Consider the following 18,142-nt stretch of genomic DNA (forward strand, 5'->3'; position numbering starts at 1 on the left):
CCGGCTCAATTGCAATTGGTTGCATGACTGGTTGGCCGAAAGTTTGTCTTGCGCACCACGACAGGGGCGTGCCCTTTCGACAGCTTGTGGGCGAACGCCCCTCGCTCTCCGCCCCCGGTTGGATCAGGGCAAGGATTCGGGCTTTTTCGTGATACATGCAAGGGGCCGGGCGATAATTCGCCCGAGCAGCGATCATGTTTGGCAACAGCCGTTAATGGTTAGCGGCGAGGCGGTGCAGCTCGATCACGAAAAGCAGGCCCTGCCCCTTGGGTTGAAGCCGCAATTCCTGGCCGCCCCGATCGAGGATCAGCGTATCGAGCGGTCCGAGGCTCGGCGCATCGTCCGTGGACAGCGTGACATCGCCGTCGACGGCAAGAACGAGCGTGATCTCGGCCTGCGGCGTAAGGCGAAACTCGCCGGAGAACACCCTGCGCTCGACCTTATGGGCCATGCGGCCACGGCGGGTCATGACGTTGAGATCGGTGATCGGACCGCCGATCAGCGCCGCACCGGTCGGCACGTCACCCGGAAAGGCGAGCGGCACTGAGGCCGCGGTCAGCCGCGCCGGCGGCCGGCCGGCGATGTCGAGGACAATCCCCTCGCCTTCCAGCACCGACAGCGTGCGGTCGATGCCGGCGAAGCTGGAAAACGGCCCGCTGGTTTCGACGCGGGCCATCGAGACGCGCCAGTCGAAATCGTCGAGCCCGGCGCCGTCGGGCGAGACGGCGATCTCGGTGGTCGTGCCGCCGCCATTCTTCCACGGCATGACGCGGTAGCCGGCGGCACGAAGGATGCGCATCGTTTTAGCCCAGAATGCCCGGCAGGTCGAGCTGGTGCTCTTTCGCGCAGTCAATCGCGATGTCGTAGCCGGCGTCGGCATGGCGCATGACGCCGGTCGCCGGATCGTTCCACAAGACGCGCTCCAGGCGCTTTGCCGCGTCAGCCGTGCCGTCGGCGACGATGACCATGCCGGCATGCTGCGAGAAGCCCATGCCGACGCCGCCGCCATGGTGCAGCGACACCCAGGTGGCGCCGGACGCGGTGTTGAGCAGCGCGTTGAGCAGCGGCCAGTCGGAAACGGCGTCGGAACCGTCCTTCATCGCCTCTGTCTCGCGGTTCGGCGAGGCCACCGAGCCGGAATCGAGATGGTCGCGGCCGATGACGACCGGCGCCTTGAGCTCGCCCTTGGCCACCATTTCGTTGAAGGCGAGGCCCAGGCGATGGCGGTCGCCGAGGCCGACCCAGCAGATGCGCGCCGGCAGGCCCTGGAACGAGATGCGCTCGCGCGCCATGTCGAGCCAGTTGTGCAGATGGGTGTTGCCGGGGGTGAGCTCGCGCACCTTGGCGTCGGTCTTGTAGATGTCTTCCGGATCGCCCGAGAGAGCGGCCCAGCGGAACGGGCCGATGCCGCGGCAGAACAACGGCCGGATATAGGCCGGCACGAAACCCGGAAAGGCAAAGGCGTTCTCGAAGCCTTCGTCCTTGGCGACCTGGCGGATGTTGTTGCCGTAGTCGAGCGTCGGCACGCCGGCGTTCCAGAACGCCACCATCGCCTCGACGTGCTCGCGCATCGACGCGCGGGCAGCCTTTTCGACGGCCTTCGGATCCGAGGTGCGCTTCTCGCGCCACTCGGCCATGGTCCAGCCCTTGGGCAGATAGCCATTGACGGGGTCGTGCGCCGAGGTCTGGTCGGTGACCATATCCGGGCGGATGCCGCGCCTGAACATCTCAGGCACGATCTCGGCCGCGTTGCCGAGCAGGCCGACCGACTTCGCCTCGCCGGCCTTGGTCCAGCGCTCGATCATTTCCATCGCCTCGTCGAGCGTCTCGGCCTTCTCGTCGAGATAGCGGGTGCGCAGGCGGAAATCTATCGAATCCGGGTTGCATTCGATGGCGAGGCAGCAAGCGCCGGCCATGACGGCGGCCAAAGGCTGGGCGCCGCCCATGCCGCCGAGGCCGGCGGTCAGGATCCACTTGCCTTTGAGGTTACCGTTGTAGTGCTGGCGGCCGGCCTCCACAAACGTCTCGTAGGTGCCCTGAACGATGCCTTGGGTGCCGATATAGATCCAGGAGCCGGCCGTCATCTGGCCGTACATCATCAGGCCCTTCCGATCGAGCTCGTTGAACTTCTCCCAGGTCGCCCAGTGCGGCACGATGTTGGAGTTGGCGATCAGCACGCGCGGGGCGTTGGAATGGGTCTTGAAAACGCCGACCGGCTTGCCCGACTGCACCAGAAGCGTTTCGTCCTCGCCGAGCGTCTTCAGCGAAGCGACGATGCGGTCGAAATCGTTCCAGGTGCGCGCCGCCCTGCCGATGCCGCCATAGACGACCAGCTCGTTCGGGTTCTCGGCGACCTCGGGATCGAGGTTGTTCATCAGCATGCGCAGCGGCGCCTCGGTCGTCCAATAGCGGGCGTTGAGCTTGTCGCCGCGGGGGCTGCGCACTTCGCGGATGTTGTAGCGGGGATCGTTCATCATTGTCCCTTTCGAATAAGGCGGCGCGTCAGCGCCCGGCCCATTCAATGGCGGTTTCGAGGATGGTTTTGAGCGTGGCGCGGATCGGCGCGGCATAGGTCTCGTCGTAGGGCACCGGCCAGTTCTCGGGCGTACCCTTCCCAGCCGGCTCCCGCATGTAGCCACGGTTGGAGAGCTCCATCTGCAGCGCATGGACGCCGTTTTGCGGCTGGCCGAAGCTGCGGGTGATCCAGCCGCCCTTGAAGCGGCCGTTGACCACCCAGCTCTCGCCGGTCGCACCGAGGATGGCGGCTACCTTCTCCTGCAGCACCGGATCGGTGCTGTTGCCGTCATTGGTGCCGAGGTTGAAGACCGGCAGCGTGCCTTCGAACAGGCGCGGCAGGACAGAGCGGATCGAATGGCAGTCATAGAGCACGATCTTCTGGTGCATGCCGCGCAGCCGGTCGATCTCGGCCTGCAGGGCGGCATGGTAGGGCACGAAATAGGTTTCGCGGCGCTGGTCGATCTCGGACGGCGCCGGCTCCTCGCCCATGCGGTAGAGCGGATCGCCGTCGAAGGTCTCGGTGGGGCAGAGACCGGTCGTGGTTTGACCGGGATAAAGCGAGACGCCGGACGGATCGCGGTTGACGTCGATAACGGTGCGCGAGATGGCGGTGTGCACGACGGTCGCGCCGAGCCCGGCGGCGAAATCATAAAGCTTGTCGATCCACCAGTCGCAGTCGCGGCGCCCCAGCCAGGTCGAGACCAACCGGGAGTCGAGGCCGGCAAGGTCGATGCCGGTGTGCGGGATCGAGACCAGCAAGGGGGCGGTGCCGCGAGTGACGGTGAGCCAGGATGGCCTGACCATCATGCCGCTCCCGCAATCGACGGCAGTGCGACGACACTCGCCGCCTTCACAGCGGCGCCGCTGCGCACCATAGCGATCGCCTTTTCCATGTCGGGATGGAAATACCGGTCATTGTCGAGATGCGGCACCTCGGCCCGAACCAGCTTGCGCACCGCTTCCAGCGCTTGGCTGGACGCAAGCGGCTGGTGGAAATCGCAGCCTTGCGCGGCGGCCAGCAACTCGATGCCGATGACGGCGGTCGCATTCTCGATCATGCCGAGCAGCCGGCGCGCGCCGTGGGCTGCCATCGAGACATGGTCTTCCTGGTTGGCCGAGGTCGGGATCGAATCGACGCTCGCCGGATAGGCCTTCTGCTTGTTTTCCGAAACCAGCGCCGCCGCCGTCACCTGCGGGATCATGAAGCCGGAATTCAGGCCGGGCTTCGGCGTCAGGAAGGCAGGCATGCCGGACAGCGCCGGATCGACCAGCATCGCGATGCGGCGCTCCGACAGCGAGCCGATCTCGCAGACGGCAAGCGCGATCATGTCGGCGGCGAAGGCCACCGGCTCGGCGTGAAAATTGCCGCCCGAAAGTGCTGAGTCGTCCTCGGCGAAGATCAGCGGATTGTCGGTGACGCCGTTGGCCTCGGTCTCGAGCGTATCGGCGGCCTTGCGCAGCACGTCGAGCGCCGCGCCCATCACCTGCGGCTGGCAGCGCAGGCAATAGGGATCCTGCACGCGCTCGTCGCCGACGCGGTGCGATTCGCGGATGGCGCTGCCGGCCATCAGATTGCGCAGCGCGTCCGCCGTCTCGATCTGGCCGCGATGCTTTCTGAGGAGATGGATGCGCGGATCGAAGGGCGCGTCGGAACCCTTGGCGGCGTCGGTCGACAGCGCGCCGGCGACCAGCGCCGACTGGTAGAGAACCTCGGCCTCGAACAGGCCGGCGAGCGCGAATGCGGTCGAGAACTGCGTGCCGTTGAGCAGCGCCAAGCCTTCCTTGGCGCCGAGCGTCACCGGCTCAAGCCCGTGCGAGACGAAGGCCACCTTGGCCGGGAAACGGCCATGCGGCGTGAAACACTCGCCGACGCCGATCATGACGGCCGTCATATGCGAAAGCGGCGCGAGGTCGCCGGAAGCGCCTACCGAGCCTTGCGCCGGCACGACGGGGATGACGTCGTTGGCGAGCATGGCTTCCAGCAATTCGATGGTCTGAGACCGCACGCCGGACGCGCCCTGGGCGAGGCTGGCGAGCTTCAACGCCATCATCAGCCGCACCACCGCGACCGGCATCGGCTCGCCAACGCCGGCGGCATGCGAGAGCACGATGTTGCGCTGGAGCGTTTCGAGATCGTCAGCCGGGATACGGACGCTGGCCAGCTTACCGAAGCCGGTGTTGATGCCATAGACCGGCTCGCCCTTGGCGACGATGCGGGCGACCGCCTCGGCGCTCGCCTTGATCTTCGGCCGGCAGGCTTCGTCCAGCGTCGGCACGGCGCCGCGATAGATGGCGCGCCAGTCGGCAAGCGTCGCGCCGCCGGGCTTCAGGGTAAGTTCGGTCATTGTCCTCTCCAGATACGGGCATGGAGCGGGTTGAAGCCCATGCGGTAAACGAGTTCGGCCGGGCGCTCGATGTCCCAGATGGCGAGGTCGGCCGATTTGCCGGCTTCGAGCGTGCCTGAGCTATCGAGCAGACCAAGCGCACGCGCGGCTTCGCGGGTGACGCCGGCGAGGCATTCGTCGACAGTCATGCCAAATAGCGTCGCGGCCATGTTCATGGTGAGCAGCAGCGAGGTGAGCGGCGAGGTGCCGGGATTGCTGTCGGTGGCGACAGCCATCTTCACGCCGTGGCGGCGGAAAAGATCGACCGGCGGCTTCTTGGTCTCGCGGATGAAGTAATAGGCGCCGGGCAGGATGGTCGCCACGGTCCCGGCCTTGGCCATCGCTTCGGCGCCTTCCTCGTCCGTGTATTCGAGATGGTCGGCCGACAGCGCGCCATAACGGGCGGCAAGCGCTGCGCCATGCAGATTGGAAAGCTGGTCGGCGTGGAGTTTTACAGGCAGCCCGAGCGCTTTGGCCTTGTCGAAGACGCGCGCCATCTGTTCCGGCGAGAAGGCAATGCCCTCGCAAAAACCGTCGACGGCGTCGGCGAGCTTTTCGGCGGCGACCTGCGGCAGGATCGTGCCGGCGACGAGGTCGATGAACGCATCCTTGTCGCCCTTGGCTTCCGGCGGCAGGGCGTGGGCGGCCAGACAGGTGGCGCGGACCGTGACGGGACGCTCGGAGGCCAGTCGGCGGGCGGCGCGCAGCGACTTCTTCTCATTGTCGGCATCGAGGCCGTAACCCGATTTGACCTCGACGGTGGTGACGCCTTCGGCCATCAGCGCGTCGAGACGCGGCAGGGTCTGGGCTACAAGCTCGTCCTCGCTCGCGGCGCGCAGCGATTTGACCGAGGACACGATGCCGCCCCCGGCGCGGGCCACTTCTTCGTAAGTAGCGCCGGCCAGCCGCATCTCGAACTCGTTGGCGCGATTACCGGCATAGACGAGGTGCGTATGGCAGTCGATCAGGCCGGGCGTGATCCAGCGGCCCGCGCAATCGACGATCTCGGCGCCCTGCCCGGCTGAGCCCGGCATATCGGCCTCAGGACCGGCATAGGTAATGATCCCGTCGTGCGCGGCGACCGCGCCTTTCTCGACGATACCGAGACCAGCCGCGCCATCGGCCATGGTCGCCAGACGCGCATTGCGCCAGACCCGAAGGCCGCTCTTCTTGTTTGCTCCACCCATCATCTTTTCCATTTGAAAGGATGACGATTATGTATATACATATTGAAACGCGACGCAAGTGGTATCGTCGCTCGCGCATCGAGATTTGGAGGGCCAATTGACGGCGATCTTTGCGGAACAGGCGCTGCTGCCCGGCGGCTGGCAAGGCAATGTGAGGATCTCCTTCGATGGCGGCCGCATCGCCGCAATCGAGGCCGGCGCTTCCGCGCAGGCCGGCGACGAGCGCCATGCCATCGTCGTGCCTGGCATGCCCAATCTGCACAGCCACGCCTTCCAGCGCGGCATGGCGGGGCTGGCCGAACTGCGCGGTCCCTCAGCGGACAGTTTCTGGAGCTGGCGCGAGGTGATGTACCGCTTCGCGCTGTCGATGACGCCCGACCAGGTCGAGGCGGTCGCGGCGCAGCTCTATGTCGAAATGCTGGAGGCCGGCTTCTCGCGCGTCGGCGAGTTCCACTACCTGCATCATGACCGCGACGGGCAGCCTTACGCCAATATCGCCGAGATGGCCGAGCGGGTCGCGGCTGCCGCCGCCGACACCGGCATCGGCCTGACGCTGCTGCCGGTTTTTTACGCTCATTCGTCCTTCGGGGGTGCTGCGCCGAACGAGGGCCAGCGGCGATTCATCAATGATGCCGAGCGTTTCGGGCGCCTGCTTGAGAAAAGCCGCGAGGCCGTTCGTTTGCTGGAGCAGGCTGTCGTCGGCGTCGCGCCGCATAGCCTGCGCGCCACAACCCCGGACGAACTCAATGCTGTCGCCGCGATGGCGCCGAGCGGGCCGATCCATATCCATGTCGCCGAGCAGGTGAAGGAAGTCGAGGACTGCCTCGCCTGGTCGGGCAAGCGTCCAGTCGAGTTCTTGCTGGCCAACGCCAAGGTGGACAAAAGCTGGTGCCTCATCCACGCCACGCACATGACCGAGGCAGAGACGATCGCAATGGCCCGGACCGGCGCGATCGCCGGGCTCTGCCCGATCACCGAGGCCAATCTCGGCGACGGCACTTTCGCGGCCCCCTTGTTCATTCAGCATGGCGGGCGCTTCGGCGTCGGCTCCGATTCCAATGTGCTGATCGGCCTGCCGGACGAGCTTCGGCAACTCGAATATTCGCAGCGCCTCGCCCACCGCGCCCGCAACGTCATGGCGCGTGCCGGCGGCTCGACGGGGGGCGCGCTGTTCGACGCTTCGCTCGACGGCGGCAGCCAAGCGCTGGGCGCCGGCCTGTCGCGGATTGCCGCCGGCGGTCCCGCCGATTTCGTCTCGCTCGACCAAAACCATCCCTCGCTGGCCGGCAAGACTGGCGACGCGGTACTCGACGCTTGGATTTTTGCCAACGGCAGCAAGGTCGATTGTGTCTGGGTGCATGGCGAAAAGCAGGTCAGCGGCGGCAGGCATGCCAAGCGCGAGGCGATCGCCGCGCGGTTCCGCGAAGTCATGACCGCATTGTCGCTAGGCTGAACAGGAACATCCGATGAGCCTTGTCGAGACAGTTGACATCGAGGGCGGCGAGATCATTTCGCTGCATCAGCGCATTCTGTCCGACATCCGCGAAAAGATCCTGTCGGGCGCCTGGGCGCCTGGACATCGCATTCCCTTCGAGCATGAGCTGACGGCTCACTATAATTGCTCGCGCATGACGGTGAACAAGGCGCTTTCGCAACTCGCCAAGGCCGGTTTGATCGAGCGCCGCCGCCGTTCCGGCAGCTTTGTGCGCCAGCCGCAGTCGCAGGCGGCGGTGCTCGAACTGCACGACATCAGGATCGAGGTCGAGGCGCTTGGCCTGCCCTATCGCTACGAGCGGCTGGAGCGGCTGCGACGACGCAGCAGCGCCGAGGATCGTGCGCTGCTCGGGCTTTCCGCACCGGGTCCGGTGCTGGCGCTGGAAGGCCTGCATTTTGCCGGCGAACGGCCGTTCGCGCTCGAGCAGCGGCTGATCAACCTTTCAGCCGTGGCCAAGGCTGCCGAGGAAGAATTTCTCGATATCGCTCCAGGCCCATGGCTGATCGGCCGCGTGCCTTGGAGCGAGGCAGAGCACCGCATCCGCGCCATGGCCGCCGACGACACGATCGCCGACGCGCTCGATATCGACGCGAGCGCGCCCTGCCTGGTGGTCGAGCGCCGCACCTGGAGCGCCGAGCACCCGGTGACGCATGTGCGGTTTGTCTATCCGGCGGAGAGCCACACGCTGGTGGCGCGGTTCACGCCGTCGCAGGGGTAGCGCCAACGCTCCCTTCTCCCCTTGTTGTGAGAGAAGGCAAAGTGGCGCCTTACAGCGCCGCCGTAACAATAATCTCGACCAGATATTCCGGACCGGCGAGCTTGGCTTCGCCGGTGGCGCGGGCCGGGGTGTGGCCCTGCGGCACCCATTTGTCCCATTCCGAGTTCATCTCGGCGAAGGTGCCCATGTCGGCCAGCCAGATGATCGTCTGCACGATCTTGGTCTTATCGGTGCCGGCCTTGGCCAGCAATTCGTCGATGGCCTTGAGGATGTCGCGCGTCTGCGAGGCGACATTGCCGCCAGGCTCGCCGACCTGGCCGGCCAGATAGACGGTGTTGCCGTGGATGACGATCTGGCTCATGCGCGGGCCGACATCGATGCGACGAATGCTCATTCGAGAGGTTCCTTCTTTTCAGCGTCGCGCCTGTTTAGAGTTCATGCCGGCTTGGAGCAAGGCCGGCGGAGCCGAAACCAATTGAGCCAATCGTCGGGTCCGCGCCCACCGGCATACACGGCGAGTTGAGCGGCCGTGACACAATTCCGCCGGACCGCCATGTTGACTAATGTAATAACATCACATATCGACGACCCACCCGATTTCGCGGACCGACGCCTGATGACCAATGCCTGCCTGACCTTCCGCGACCTGACGCTTGGCTACAACAGCCATCCCGCCATCCATCACCTCAACGGCGTCGTCCGCAAAGGCTCGCTGACCGCAGTCGTCGGCGCCAACGGCTCGGGCAAGTCGACGTTGATGAAGGGCATTGTCGGGGTGCTCAAACCGATGGAAGGCGCGGTGGTCCGCATGCCTGGCGTGCGCACTGCCTACCTGCCGCAGCAGTCGGAACTCGACCGCAGCTTCCCGGCGCGGGTGGTCGACCTCGTCTCACTGGGGCTATGGCCGAAGCGCGGCATGCTCGGCCGCTACACCAGGGAAGACCGCGAATCCGTCGGCAAGGCGCTGATGGCGGTCGGGCTGGGCGGCTTCGAGAAGCGGCCGATCGACACGCTGTCCGGCGGCCAGCTGCAGCGCACGCTGTTTGCCCGCGTGCTGCTGCAGGATGCCGACCTCATCCTACTCGACGAGCCTTTCAATGCTGTCGACGCCAAGACGGTCGGCGACCTGATCCAGCTGATCAAACGCTGGCATGGCGAGGAGCGCACGATCATGGTCGTGGTGCACGACCTCGATCTCGTGCGGCAGAATTTCCCGGAGACGCTGCTGCTTGCCCGCCAGCCCGTCGCCTGGGGCGATACAAAAGAAACGCTGCGGCCGGAAAACCTGCTCAAGGCGCGGCGCTTCCACGAGGCGTGGGAGGAGAACGCGCCATGGTGCGAGCCTGACGATCATGACCATGGCGACGGGCACGATCATGCTCACGATCACCACCACGACCATCAGCATGGCTCAGGACCGAGGGCGGCGTGATGGATTTCCTCTACGGCCTGTTCATTGCGCCCTTTGCCGACTTCGCTTTCATGCAGAGGGCACTGTTCGGTTCGCTGATGCTGTCGCTCGGCGCCTGCCCGGTCGGCGTCTTCCTGATGCTGCGGCGCATGAGCCTGTCGGGCGACGCCATGGCGCATGCAATCCTGCCGGGCGCCGCAGCCGGCTTCCTGCTCTATGGCCTCGAAATCCTGCCGATGACCGTCGGCGGGCTGATCGCCGGCATCATCGTGGCGCTCGGCGCGGGCGCCGTCTCGCGCTTCACCATCCAGCGCGAGGACGCCTCGATGGCGGCCTTCTATCTCATTTCGCTTGCCGTCGGCGTGCTGATGGTGTCGATCCGCGGCTCAAGCGTCGATCTGATGCATGTGCTGTTCGGCACCGTGCTGGCGCTCAACAATGAGGCGCTCATCCTGATCGGCGGCATCGTGGTGGTGACGCTCGCCAGCCTTGCCGTCTTCTGGCGCGCGCTGGTCGCCGAATGCCTCGATCCGCTGTTCCTGCGCTCGGTGAGCCGCATGGGCAGCCCGGTGCATTTCATCTTCCTCGGGCTGGTCGTGCTCAACCTCGTCGGCGGCTTTCAGGCGCTGGGCACGCTGCTGTCGGTCGGATTGATGATGCTGCCGGCGGCGGCCGCCCGCTTCTGGACGATGCGCGTCGAGCCGATGTGCGTGCTGGCGGTGCTGATCGGCTTTGCTTCCTGCATTGCGGGACTTCTTTTGTCCTATCATGCCTCGCTGCCCTCCGGCCCGGCCATCATCCTTTCGGCCGGCGTGGTCTATTTCTGCTCGATCCTGTTCGGCACGCGCGGCGTGCTGCGTGCCCGCATCGTGCATCACCGCCACCGGACCGCCTGATCCCCATCCCCAAGCAAGGAGACTGCCCAATGTTGAAATCCTTTCGTGCCGCCCTCGCAATGAGCGTTATAACATTAAGCGCCTTCGCGACCTCATCGGCCTTCGCCGCGCCGCTGAAAGTGGTGGCGAGCTTCACCGTCATTGCCGAGTTCGCGAAAAATGTCGGCGGCGACCGGGTGAACATCACCACCATCGTCGGGCCGGATGGCGACGCGCATGTCTATGAGCCGAGCCCGGCCGATGCCGTTGCGATGGCGGGCGCCGATATCGTGCTGGTCAACGGCCTGCATTTCGAAGGTTTTCTCCAGCGCCTGGTCGATGCCAGCGCCACCAAGGCATCGATCGTGACACTCACCAAGGGCGTGACGCCGATCGACTTCAAGCCGGAATTCGCCGATGCCGACGCAGCCGAAGGCGCGGATACCGCCGGCGGCAAGACGGTCACCGATCCGCATGCGTTCCAGTCGATCGCCAACGCCAAGATCTATGTGAAGAACATAGCCGACGCTTTCTGCACGGCCGACTCCGAAGGCTGCGACAGCTACAAGGCCAATGCCGCCGCCTACACCACCAAGCTCGATGCGCTGGAAGGCGAAGTGAAGGCGGCGATCCAGTCGATCCCTGAAGCGAAGCGCGTCGTCATCACCTCCCACGACGCCTTCGGCTATTTCGAGCACGCATACGGGCTGACGTTCCTGGCGCCGCAGGGCATCTCGACCGATTCCGAGCCGTCGGCCGCCGACGTCGCCAAGCTGGTCGAGCAGGTCAAGCAGGACAAGGCAGCGGCGATCTTTGTCGAGAACATCACCAATCCGCGGCTGATCGAACAGATCGCCAGCGAGACCGGCATCAAGGTCGGCGGCACGCTTTATTCGGACGCGCTGTCACAGCCCGACGGTCCGGCCGCGACCTATATCGACATGATGCACAACAACATCACGCAGATCAAAGGCGCGATCCTGGGGAGCTGAGCGGTTCAGCATCCGACCGGGCCAGGATCGGCCCGGTTGGATTTTTCGATCGGGGATCGCTATTTGGCAGGGAATTCCTTCAATGCGGATTGCCGCCCCTCCTCCGGAGTGGCAAAACTGCCGCCAAAGAGATCGCGAGGACGACATCATGGAATACCGCCAGATCAGCGAGGACTATTCGGTCTCCGGCCAGATCCAACCCGACGACATCGTCGCCATCAAGGACGCCGGCTTCAAAAGCGTGATCTGCAACAGGCCGAACGATGAGCAGCCGGGCCAGCCTTCGGCCGAGAGCGTTCAGTCCGCAGCGGAAGCGGCAGGGCTTGCGTTTCGCTACATCCCGGTCATCAGCGGCCAGATCACCATGGACAATGTCGAGGACCAGGCCAAGGCACTCGACGAGCTCGAAGGTCCGGTGTTTGCCTATTGCCGGTCCGGCGCGCGCTGCAACAACCTTTATGGGCTGATCCAGCAGCAGAAGGGGTGACCGTTTTTAGGTTTGAAGGCCGTCAGTCACGAATGCCGGCGATCCTTCACACCCCCCTCTGGCCTGCCGGCCATCTCCCCCGCAAGGGGGGAGATCGGATGTCGCGACCGCTTTCGCCAATCGCCAACGTTGCAGAATGGCGCCGTCGGTGGAGCTGCCAATCTCCCTGGCGGGGGAGATGGCCGGCAGGCCAGAGGGGGGTGCTGTCCCTCCGACATATCCAGCAAAATCCACTCAGTTGAATGAAACTAAATCGGCAGCGCGCCGGTTTCCTTCAACGTCTCCAGCACGATCGCCGTCTTCACATGCTGCACCGATTCATGCGGCAGCAGAACGCCGTTGACGAACTCCGACAGTGATTTGAGATCAGGCGTCACCACCTTCAGGATGTAGTCCATCTCGCCGGTCAGCGCATGCGCCTCCTGTACCTCGGGCAGGCGCGCCACCAGTTCGCCGAAGCGCTGCGCATTGTCGCGGTTGTGGGTGGCTAAGGTCACCGAGATGACGTTGACCAGCGAAAAGCCGAGACGATCGCGGTCGAGCACCGCCCGATAGCCCTTGATATAGCCGTCCTCCTCCAGCCGCAGGCGGCGGCGCGAGCATTGTGAAGGCGACAGGTTCACGCGCTCCGAAAGGTCGTTGTTGGTGAATCGCGCATCATCCTGCAAAAGCGCCATTATCTTGCGATCAAACTGATCAAGGCGCGTGTCATCCATGGATTTTCCTCACGCAATGCACAATTTGCGCACATGATACGCGTTTCAACCGGTTGAATGCAAGCACCGTGCGACGGCTCCGCGCTATGATGGGGGAAGTTGGCCAAACCCGGCCGCGACAGCTTTTCGGAGGACTGCCATGGGCCCCTTCCCGCACGACGCACCGCCCGCGAAAATCAGCAAGCAAAACCCCGCCGGCACCGATGGTTTCGAGTTCGTCGAGTTCGCGCATTCGGAGCCCGAAAAACTCGCTGAACTCTTCACCCGCATGGGCTATGTCGCGGTGGCCAAGCACCGCAGCAAGGACATCACCGTCTGGCGCCAGGGCGACATCAACTATGTCGTCAATGCCGAGCCCGGCTCGCATGCGATGAAGTTCGTGGAGAAGCACGGCCCTTGCGCCGCCTCGATGGCCTGGCGTGTGGTTGACGCCAAGCATGCCTTCGATCATGCCGTTTCGAAAGGCGCTACGCCCCATGAAGGCACAGACAAGGCGGTCGACGTGCCGGCCATCGTCGGCATCGGCGGCTCGCTGCTCTATTTCATCGAGGCCTATGGCGAGAAGGGTTCGGCCTATGACGCCGAGTTCGAGTGGCTGGGCGAGCGTAACCCCAAGCCCGAAGGCGTCGGCTTCTATTTCCTCGACCACCTCACCCACAATGTCTATCGCGGCAACATGGACAAATGGTGGGATTTCTACCGCGACCTGTTCGGCTTCAAGCAGATCCATTTCTTCGATATCGACGGCAAGATCACCGGCCTGGTCAGCCGCGCCATCACCTCGCCCTGCGGCAAGATCCGCATCCCGCTGAACGAGTCCAAGGACGAGACCAGCCAGATCGCCGAGTATCTGAAGAAGTACAATGGCGAGGGCATCCAGCATATCGCCGTCGGTACCGACGCCATCTACGAGGCCACCGACAAGCTTGCCGCCAACGGGCTGAAATTCATGCCCGGCCCGCCCGACACCTATTATGAGATGTCGCACGAGCGCGTGAATGGCCATGACGAGCCGATCGAGCGCATGAAGAAGCACGGCATCCTCATCGACGGCGAAGGCGTCGTCGATGGCGGCACGACCAAGATCCTGCTGCAGATCTTTTCGAAGACCGTGATCGGGCCGATCTTCTTCGAGTTCATCCAGCGGAAGGGCGACGAAGGCTTTGGCGAAGGCAATTTCCGGGCGCTATTCGAGTCCATCGAGCAGGACCAGATCAAGCGCGGCGTGATCAAGCTGGATGGCAAGGCGGCCTGAAACCGTAAGCTCGTTTGCGGCTCGACCGGCTTTGATCTAAGTTCCGATTATAAGAGGTCGAACCGTGAACGTTTCCATAACCGATGCAAGAGCTAAACTATCGGAGCTCGTGCGTCGCGTGAAAGCCGGCGAGGAGATTGTGATTACCCGACGCGGCAAGGCCGTAGCGCGTCTCTTACCGCCGCCGGCGAAGGAAGATTTCCTGCCGCGCGTTGGCGCTCTGAAGGGTAAGATTCGTACATCCGATTTTGACACCCTCGGCCCTGAACGGGCCGGGTAGGTCCAGCAACGGGCTTCCTCACCGTAAGATCACACAATCGGCGCGGTAGCTCCAGTGTCGCCGAAGTCTATTTGGCAAGACCGGCGGCCTTGCGCAGGATATCGTTGATCCGGCTCTGCCAGCCGGGTCCGCCGGCGCGGAAGCGGGCGATCACGTCGCTATCAAGGCGCAGTGTCACCTGCTTCTTTGGATTGTCGAGCGCCGGGCGGCCGCGCGAGCGGCGAATGCTCTCAGCAAGGTCAGGGAAAACTTCGGTGAAGGGACGGGCGTTTCGGAAGTCCTCCTCGGTCCATTCGGGATTGTCGGAAACGGCGTCCCAATCTTCCTTGGTAAAGCCCTTGCCTGGCTTGAACTCCTTGTCAGGCTTGGTCGCGTTCAACTTAGCTTTCGTCATCGAAGAACCTCCATGCGGCGCAGATGCTCGAGCAGGGTCACCGTTCGGGCTCTTCCCTCACCCCTCGTATTTCTCGACCTTCTGCTCGATGGCGCCGAAGATCGTATGGCCCGATTTGTCCTTCATTTCGATGCGCACAGTGTCGCCAAAATGCAGGAAGGGCGTCTTCGGCTCGCCGCTTTCGATCGTCTCGATCATCCGCAGTTCGGCAATGCAGGAATAGCCGGCGCCGCCGGACGAGACCGGCTTGCCCGGTCCGCCATTCAGTTTGTTCGACACGGTGCCGGAGCCGATGATCGTGCCGGCGGCGAGCGGCCGCGTCTTTGCGGCGTGCGCGATCAGCGCCGGGAAATCGAAGGTCATGTCGATGCCAGCATTTGCCCGGCCGAACGGCTTGCCGTTGAGATCGACCAGCAGCGCAAGGTTGACCTTGCCGCCGTCCCAGGCATCTCCCAACTCATCCGGCGTCACCGCGACCGGAGAGAATGCGGATGACGGCTTGGACTGGAAGAAGCCGAAGCCTTTTGCCAGTTCCGGCCCGGTTATGGCGCGCAGCGTGACATCATTGACCAGCATGACGAGGCGGATCGCCTCTCTCGCCTCGTCGAGCCCGGCGCCCATCGGCACGTCGTCGACGATGACGGCGACCTCGGCCTCCATGTCGATGCCGAAGGCCTCGTCGGCCGTGCGGATCGGATCGCGCGGCGCAATGAAGCTATCCGAGCCGCCCTGGTAGATCAGCGGATCGGTCCAGAAACTAGCCGGCATCTCGGCACCGCGCGCCTTCCGCACCAGCTCGACATGGTTCACATAGGCCGAGCCGTCCGCCCATTGGTAGGCGCGCGGCAGCGGCGAATGCGCGTCATGCTCATGGAAGCGCGCGGAAGGGACTGCGTTGGTCGCCAGCGATTCCGCCATGGCCGCCAGATGCGGCGCGATGCGGCGCCAGTCATCAAGCGCGGCCTGCAGCGTCGGCACCAGGAAGGAAGCGTCGGTGAACCGCGTCAGATCGCGCGAGACCACGACCAGTTTTCCGTCGCGCGTCCCGTTCTTCAATGTAGCAAGCTTCATGCGGTTTCCTCTCCTGACGCGGCCTGGTCGCCGGCTAATTCCACAACAAGGCCATCGCGGGCGATCGTCAAGTCACCGGCCCATGTTTTCCTGACGGCTGCTGTCCAGTCGGCGTCGCCGATCGCGGGATCATCGGCCGGAATGAGATGATTGAGCACCAGCCGCTTCGCGCCGGCCCCGCTGGCGATACGGCCGGCTTCTTCGGCCAGGCTGTGGCTGGCGAAGAGATGCTCGCGCAGCCGCGCGCCGTTGCCGGTCCTGGCAACCAGCCTTTCGACGCCGGCCTCCAGCATGGCTTCGTGGACGAGGACATCTGCCCCTTTGGCAAAGTCGGCCAGCGGCGGAAAGAACGCCGTATCGGCGGAGAACACAACGCTCCGGCCGCCATGCTCGAATCGAAGCGCAAAACAGTCGGTCACCGGCGGATGGTCGACGCGCAGCGACGTCACCTTCAAGCGGCCGTCTTCCAGCACCAGCCCTTCGCCGAACTCCTCGACCGAGACCAGTTTGCGGATATCCGGCCGGCCCTCGTCGACGATGCGGATCTCGATATCGAAATTCATCGCCTGGCAGAAGTGCTGCCAATAAAGGCCCGTGCCCGGCGGTCCATAGACAATCACCGGCGTCGCCAGCCCCGCCGTCCAGGCGGTGTGGATCAGCGGCCCGAGTTCCAGCACGTGGTCCGAATGGAGATGCGTGATGAAGACCAAGTCGAGCGCCTTGAGGCCTATGCCGGTATCGGTGAGCGAACGGGTGACACCCAGCCCGCAATCGACGACGATCACCCGCCCAGCGACTTCAAGCAGCGAAGAACTAGGCCAAGGACCGCCAGGGCGGACCGCCGGGCCGCCCTTGGAGCCGAGAAGGACAAGGCGCTCGGACGTATCCCCGCCGCTCAAGACCAGTCGCCCTCGGGCGTGCCGTTGAAGCGCTTCTTCAGGTCCGACCAGCAGTCGATGTAGTTCTCCTGCAAGGTGCCGAGTTCGGCGGCGTAGCGTGTCAGCATCTGCGGAAAGCGCGTCTCGAACATGAAGGCCATGGTGTTGTCGAGCTTGACCGGCTTCAGGTCGGCGCGCGTCGCCTTTTCGAAGCCGGATGCGTCCGGCCCATGCGCCAGCATCTGGTTGTGCAGGCTGATGCCGCCGGGCACGAACCCTTCCTCCTTGGCGTCGTACTGGCCGTGGATCAGGCCCATGAACTCGCTCATGATGTTGCGGTGGTACCAGGGCGGCCGAAAGGTGTTCTCCGCCACCAGCCAGCGTGGCGGGAAGATGACGAAGTCGACATTGGCGGTGCCCTCCTCGCCGCTCGGCGCCGTCAGCACCGTGAAGATCGACGGATCGGGATGATCGAACAGGATCGCGCCGACCGGCGAAAACGTCGCCAGATCATATTTGTAGGGCGCATAGTTGCCGTGCCAGGCGACCACGTCGAGCGGCGAATGGCCGAGTTCGGTGACGTGGAAGGAGCCGCACCATTTGACGATCAGACGGCAGGGCGTCTCCTTCTCCTCGAACCATGCGCAGGGCGTCTTGAAGTCGCGCGGATTGGCCAGGCAGTTGGCGCCGATCGGACCGCGGTCCGGCATGGTGAATTTGGCGCCGTAGTTCTCGCAGACATAGCCGCGCGCCTCCTTGTCGGCCAACTCGACCTTGAAGACGAGGCCGCGCGGCAGCACCGCGATCTCGCCGGGGCGAAGCTCGATCACGCCCATCTCGGTGACGAAGCGCAGCGCGCCCACCTGCGGCACGATCATCAGCTCGCCGTCGGCATTGAAGAAATGGTCGTCGGTCATCGAGCGGTTGGCGACATAGACATGCGCGGCCATGCCGGATTGGCCGACCGCGTCCCCGGCCGTGGTGAAGGTGCGCATGCCGGAGATGAAGTCCGTCGGCTCGGAGGGCATCGGCGTCGGGTTCCAACGGTATTGGCCGAGCGCCAGCTCGTGGTCGCCGATATTAGGCCCGGTCTTCCACAAGGGGTAGCTCGCGCGCCGGAAACGGCCGGTGTGCCTTACGCTGGGACGGATGCGGTAGAGCCAGGAACGTTCATTGGTGCCGCGCGGTGCGGTGAAGGGCGAGCCGGACAGTTGCTCGGCATAGAGACCGTAGGCTGGCCGCTGCGGCGAGTTGCGGCCCTGCGGCAGCGAGCCGGGCAGCGTCTCGGTCTCGAAGTCGTTGCCGAAGCCCGGCATATAGGCAAAGGCCATCGTTTCCTCCTGGCGCCAAGATGAGCGGCGCTCCTTTCGTCCCGAAGCGTCCACTGCGCGCCCACAGAGACACGCGGCACTTTGGGAATTGACCAAACTGGTTTCATTTGTAACCATTGAAAATGTAACTATCAACCGCTGATGGCCGGGG

General features: G+C 64.4%; 19 protein-coding genes. 8 read left to right on the plus strand and 11 right to left on the minus strand.

The window, feature by feature from the left end; all coding sequences use genetic code 11:
* Nucleotides 1–211 precede the first annotated feature (211 nt).
* Genes YU3_RS0120625 through hutI form a run of 5 tightly spaced genes read right to left on the minus strand, consistent with a single transcriptional unit; the run spans nucleotide 212 to nucleotide 6,088 of the window.
* On the minus strand, nucleotides 212–799 hold the full coding sequence (locus YU3_RS0120625) for a HutD family protein (RefSeq protein WP_027168028.1): 588 nt from the start codon (nucleotides 797–799) through the stop codon (nucleotides 212–214).
* A 4-nt stretch (nucleotides 800–803) separates the two neighbouring features.
* On the minus strand, nucleotides 804–2,477 hold the full coding sequence (hutU, locus tag YU3_RS0120630; RefSeq protein ID WP_198021690.1) for a urocanate hydratase: 1,674 nt from the start codon (nucleotides 2,475–2,477) through the stop codon (nucleotides 804–806).
* A gap of 25 nt (nucleotides 2,478–2,502) precedes the next feature.
* Nucleotides 2,503–3,321 (minus strand): N-formylglutamate deformylase, encoded by an 819-nt coding sequence (gene hutG, locus YU3_RS0120635; protein ID WP_036259080.1) that lies wholly within the window; start codon nucleotides 3,319–3,321, stop codon nucleotides 2,503–2,505.
* Nucleotides 3,321–4,862 (minus strand): histidine ammonia-lyase, encoded by a 1,542-nt coding sequence (hutH, locus tag YU3_RS0120640; RefSeq protein ID WP_027168031.1) that lies wholly within the window; start codon nucleotides 4,860–4,862, stop codon nucleotides 3,321–3,323. The genes hutG and hutH overlap by 1 nt, the downstream gene beginning before the upstream one ends.
* Nucleotides 4,859–6,088, minus strand: a complete 1,230-nt coding sequence (hutI, locus tag YU3_RS0120645; protein WP_198021691.1) for an imidazolonepropionase — start codon at nucleotides 6,086–6,088, stop codon at nucleotides 4,859–4,861. Before hutI ends, hutH begins: the two co-directional genes overlap by 4 nt.
* Nucleotides 6,089–6,185: 97 nt before the next feature.
* On the opposite strand from hutI, the gene YU3_RS0120650 reads away from it, so the two are divergent.
* Both YU3_RS0120650 and hutC read left to right on the plus strand, forming a co-directional pair.
* Nucleotides 6,186–7,541 carry a formimidoylglutamate deiminase gene (locus YU3_RS0120650; protein WP_027168033.1) on the plus strand — a complete coding sequence of 452 codons (1,356 nt, stop codon included), beginning with the start codon at nucleotides 6,186–6,188 and terminating at the stop codon, nucleotides 7,539–7,541.
* Nucleotides 7,542–7,554: 13 nt separating this feature from the next.
* On the plus strand, nucleotides 7,555–8,301 hold the full coding sequence (hutC, locus tag YU3_RS0120655) for a histidine utilization repressor (RefSeq protein WP_036259047.1): 747 nt from the start codon (nucleotides 7,555–7,557) through the stop codon (nucleotides 8,299–8,301).
* Nucleotides 8,302–8,350: 49 nt separating this feature from the next.
* On the opposite strand, the gene YU3_RS0120660 is transcribed toward hutC, so the two are convergent.
* Nucleotides 8,351–8,695 (minus strand): RidA family protein, encoded by a 345-nt coding sequence (locus tag YU3_RS0120660; RefSeq protein WP_027168035.1) that lies wholly within the window; start codon nucleotides 8,693–8,695, stop codon nucleotides 8,351–8,353.
* Nucleotides 8,696–8,917: 222 nt separating this feature from the next.
* Here YU3_RS0120660 and aztA point away from each other — a divergent pair, with 222 nt between their 5' ends.
* The 4 genes from aztA (at nucleotide 8,918) to YU3_RS0120680 (ending at nucleotide 12,066) form a co-directional block, all read left to right on the plus strand.
* Complete coding sequence (aztA, locus tag YU3_RS0120665) at nucleotides 8,918–9,733, plus strand: zinc ABC transporter ATP-binding protein AztA (protein ID WP_027168036.1); 816 nt, start codon at nucleotides 8,918–8,920, stop codon at nucleotides 9,731–9,733.
* Nucleotides 9,733–10,608, plus strand: coding sequence for a zinc ABC transporter permease AztB (gene aztB, locus YU3_RS0120670; RefSeq protein ID WP_027168037.1), 876 nt, complete (start codon nucleotides 9,733–9,735; stop codon nucleotides 10,606–10,608). Before aztA ends, aztB begins: the two co-directional genes overlap by 1 nt.
* Nucleotides 10,609–10,637: 29 nt before the next feature.
* Nucleotides 10,638–11,579: a zinc ABC transporter substrate-binding protein AztC gene (gene aztC / locus YU3_RS0120675; protein WP_027168038.1), complete on the plus strand. Its 942-nt coding sequence runs from the start codon at nucleotides 10,638–10,640 to the stop codon at nucleotides 11,577–11,579.
* Between the two features lie 148 nt (nucleotides 11,580–11,727).
* A complete protein-coding gene (locus YU3_RS0120680; protein WP_027168039.1) occupies nucleotides 11,728–12,066 on the plus strand; it encodes a TIGR01244 family sulfur transferase in 339 nt (112 codons plus the stop codon).
* A 248-nt stretch (nucleotides 12,067–12,314) separates the two neighbouring features.
* Here the strand turns inward: YU3_RS0120680 and YU3_RS0120685 are convergent, their stop codons facing one another.
* On the minus strand, nucleotides 12,315–12,782 hold the full coding sequence (locus tag YU3_RS0120685) for an Lrp/AsnC family transcriptional regulator (RefSeq protein WP_027168040.1): 468 nt from the start codon (nucleotides 12,780–12,782) through the stop codon (nucleotides 12,315–12,317).
* 139 nt (nucleotides 12,783–12,921) lie between these two features.
* Here YU3_RS0120685 and hppD point away from each other — a divergent pair, with 139 nt between their 5' ends.
* Nucleotides 12,922–14,037 carry a 4-hydroxyphenylpyruvate dioxygenase gene (hppD, locus tag YU3_RS0120690; protein ID WP_027168041.1) on the plus strand — a complete coding sequence of 372 codons (1,116 nt, stop codon included), beginning with the start codon at nucleotides 12,922–12,924 and terminating at the stop codon, nucleotides 14,035–14,037.
* A 64-nt stretch (nucleotides 14,038–14,101) separates the two neighbouring features.
* Nucleotides 14,102–14,317, plus strand: coding sequence for a type II toxin-antitoxin system prevent-host-death family antitoxin (locus tag YU3_RS39480; RefSeq protein WP_084508174.1), 216 nt, complete (start codon nucleotides 14,102–14,104; stop codon nucleotides 14,315–14,317).
* Nucleotides 14,318–14,384: 67 nt separating this feature from the next.
* Here the strand turns inward: YU3_RS39480 and YU3_RS0120695 are convergent, their stop codons facing one another.
* Genes YU3_RS0120695 through hmgA form a run of 4 tightly spaced genes read right to left on the minus strand, consistent with a single transcriptional unit; the run spans nucleotide 14,385 to nucleotide 17,991 of the window.
* Nucleotides 14,385–14,711 carry a BrnA antitoxin family protein gene (locus YU3_RS0120695; RefSeq protein WP_027168042.1) on the minus strand — a complete coding sequence of 109 codons (327 nt, stop codon included), beginning with the start codon at nucleotides 14,709–14,711 and terminating at the stop codon, nucleotides 14,385–14,387.
* 57 nt (nucleotides 14,712–14,768) lie between these two features.
* The gene (locus YU3_RS0120700; RefSeq protein WP_027168043.1) at nucleotides 14,769–15,782 is read right to left on the minus strand and encodes a fumarylacetoacetate hydrolase family protein; all 1,014 of its coding nucleotides are present in this window, start codon (nucleotides 15,780–15,782) and stop codon (nucleotides 14,769–14,771) included.
* A complete protein-coding gene (locus YU3_RS0120705; RefSeq protein WP_027168044.1) occupies nucleotides 15,779–16,681 on the minus strand; it encodes an MBL fold metallo-hydrolase in 903 nt (300 codons plus the stop codon). The genes YU3_RS0120700 and YU3_RS0120705 overlap by 4 nt, the downstream gene beginning before the upstream one ends.
* Nucleotides 16,678–17,991 (minus strand): homogentisate 1,2-dioxygenase, encoded by a 1,314-nt coding sequence (hmgA, locus tag YU3_RS0120710; RefSeq protein WP_027168045.1) that lies wholly within the window; start codon nucleotides 17,989–17,991, stop codon nucleotides 16,678–16,680. The genes YU3_RS0120705 and hmgA overlap by 4 nt, the downstream gene beginning before the upstream one ends.
* Nucleotides 17,992–18,142 lie beyond the last annotated feature (151 nt).

It is taken from the genome of Mesorhizobium sp. WSM3224 (assembly GCF_000427725.1).
Taxonomy (GTDB): Bacteria; Pseudomonadota; Alphaproteobacteria; order Rhizobiales; family Rhizobiaceae; genus Mesorhizobium.

Excerpts from the sequence above, each read along its gene's own strand:
- YU3_RS0120625 (WP_027168028.1), bottom strand. The coding sequence starts at position 799 with ATGCGCATCCTTCGTGCCGCCGGCTACCGCGTCATGCCGTGGAAGAAT.
- hutU (WP_198021690.1), bottom strand. The coding sequence starts at position 2,477 with ATGATGAACGATCCCCGCTACAACATCCGCGAAGTGCGCAGCCCCCGC.
- hutG (WP_036259080.1), bottom strand. The coding sequence starts at position 3,321 with ATGGTCAGGCCATCCTGGCTCACCGTCACTCGCGGCACCGCCCCCTTG.
- hutH (WP_027168031.1), bottom strand. The coding sequence starts at position 4,862 with ATGACCGAACTTACCCTGAAGCCCGGCGGCGCGACGCTTGCCGACTGG.
- hutI (WP_198021691.1), bottom strand. The coding sequence starts at position 6,088 with ATGGGTGGAGCAAACAAGAAGAGCGGCCTTCGGGTCTGGCGCAATGCG.
- hutC (WP_036259047.1), top strand. The coding sequence starts at position 7,555 with ATGAGCCTTGTCGAGACAGTTGACATCGAGGGCGGCGAGATCATTTCG.
- YU3_RS0120660 (WP_027168035.1), bottom strand. The coding sequence starts at position 8,695 with ATGAGCATTCGTCGCATCGATGTCGGCCCGCGCATGAGCCAGATCGTC.
- aztA (WP_027168036.1), top strand. The coding sequence starts at position 8,918 with ATGACCAATGCCTGCCTGACCTTCCGCGACCTGACGCTTGGCTACAAC.
- aztB (WP_027168037.1), top strand. The coding sequence starts at position 9,733 with ATGGATTTCCTCTACGGCCTGTTCATTGCGCCCTTTGCCGACTTCGCT.
- aztC (WP_027168038.1), top strand. The coding sequence starts at position 10,638 with ATGTTGAAATCCTTTCGTGCCGCCCTCGCAATGAGCGTTATAACATTA.
- YU3_RS0120680 (WP_027168039.1), top strand. The coding sequence starts at position 11,728 with ATGGAATACCGCCAGATCAGCGAGGACTATTCGGTCTCCGGCCAGATC.
- YU3_RS0120685 (WP_027168040.1), bottom strand. The coding sequence starts at position 12,782 with ATGGATGACACGCGCCTTGATCAGTTTGATCGCAAGATAATGGCGCTT.
- hppD (WP_027168041.1), top strand. The coding sequence starts at position 12,922 with ATGGGCCCCTTCCCGCACGACGCACCGCCCGCGAAAATCAGCAAGCAA.
- YU3_RS0120695 (WP_027168042.1), bottom strand. The coding sequence starts at position 14,711 with ATGACGAAAGCTAAGTTGAACGCGACCAAGCCTGACAAGGAGTTCAAG.
- YU3_RS0120700 (WP_027168043.1), bottom strand. The coding sequence starts at position 15,782 with ATGAAGCTTGCTACATTGAAGAACGGGACGCGCGACGGAAAACTGGTC.
- hmgA (WP_027168045.1), bottom strand. The coding sequence starts at position 17,991 with ATGGCCTTTGCCTATATGCCGGGCTTCGGCAACGACTTCGAGACCGAG.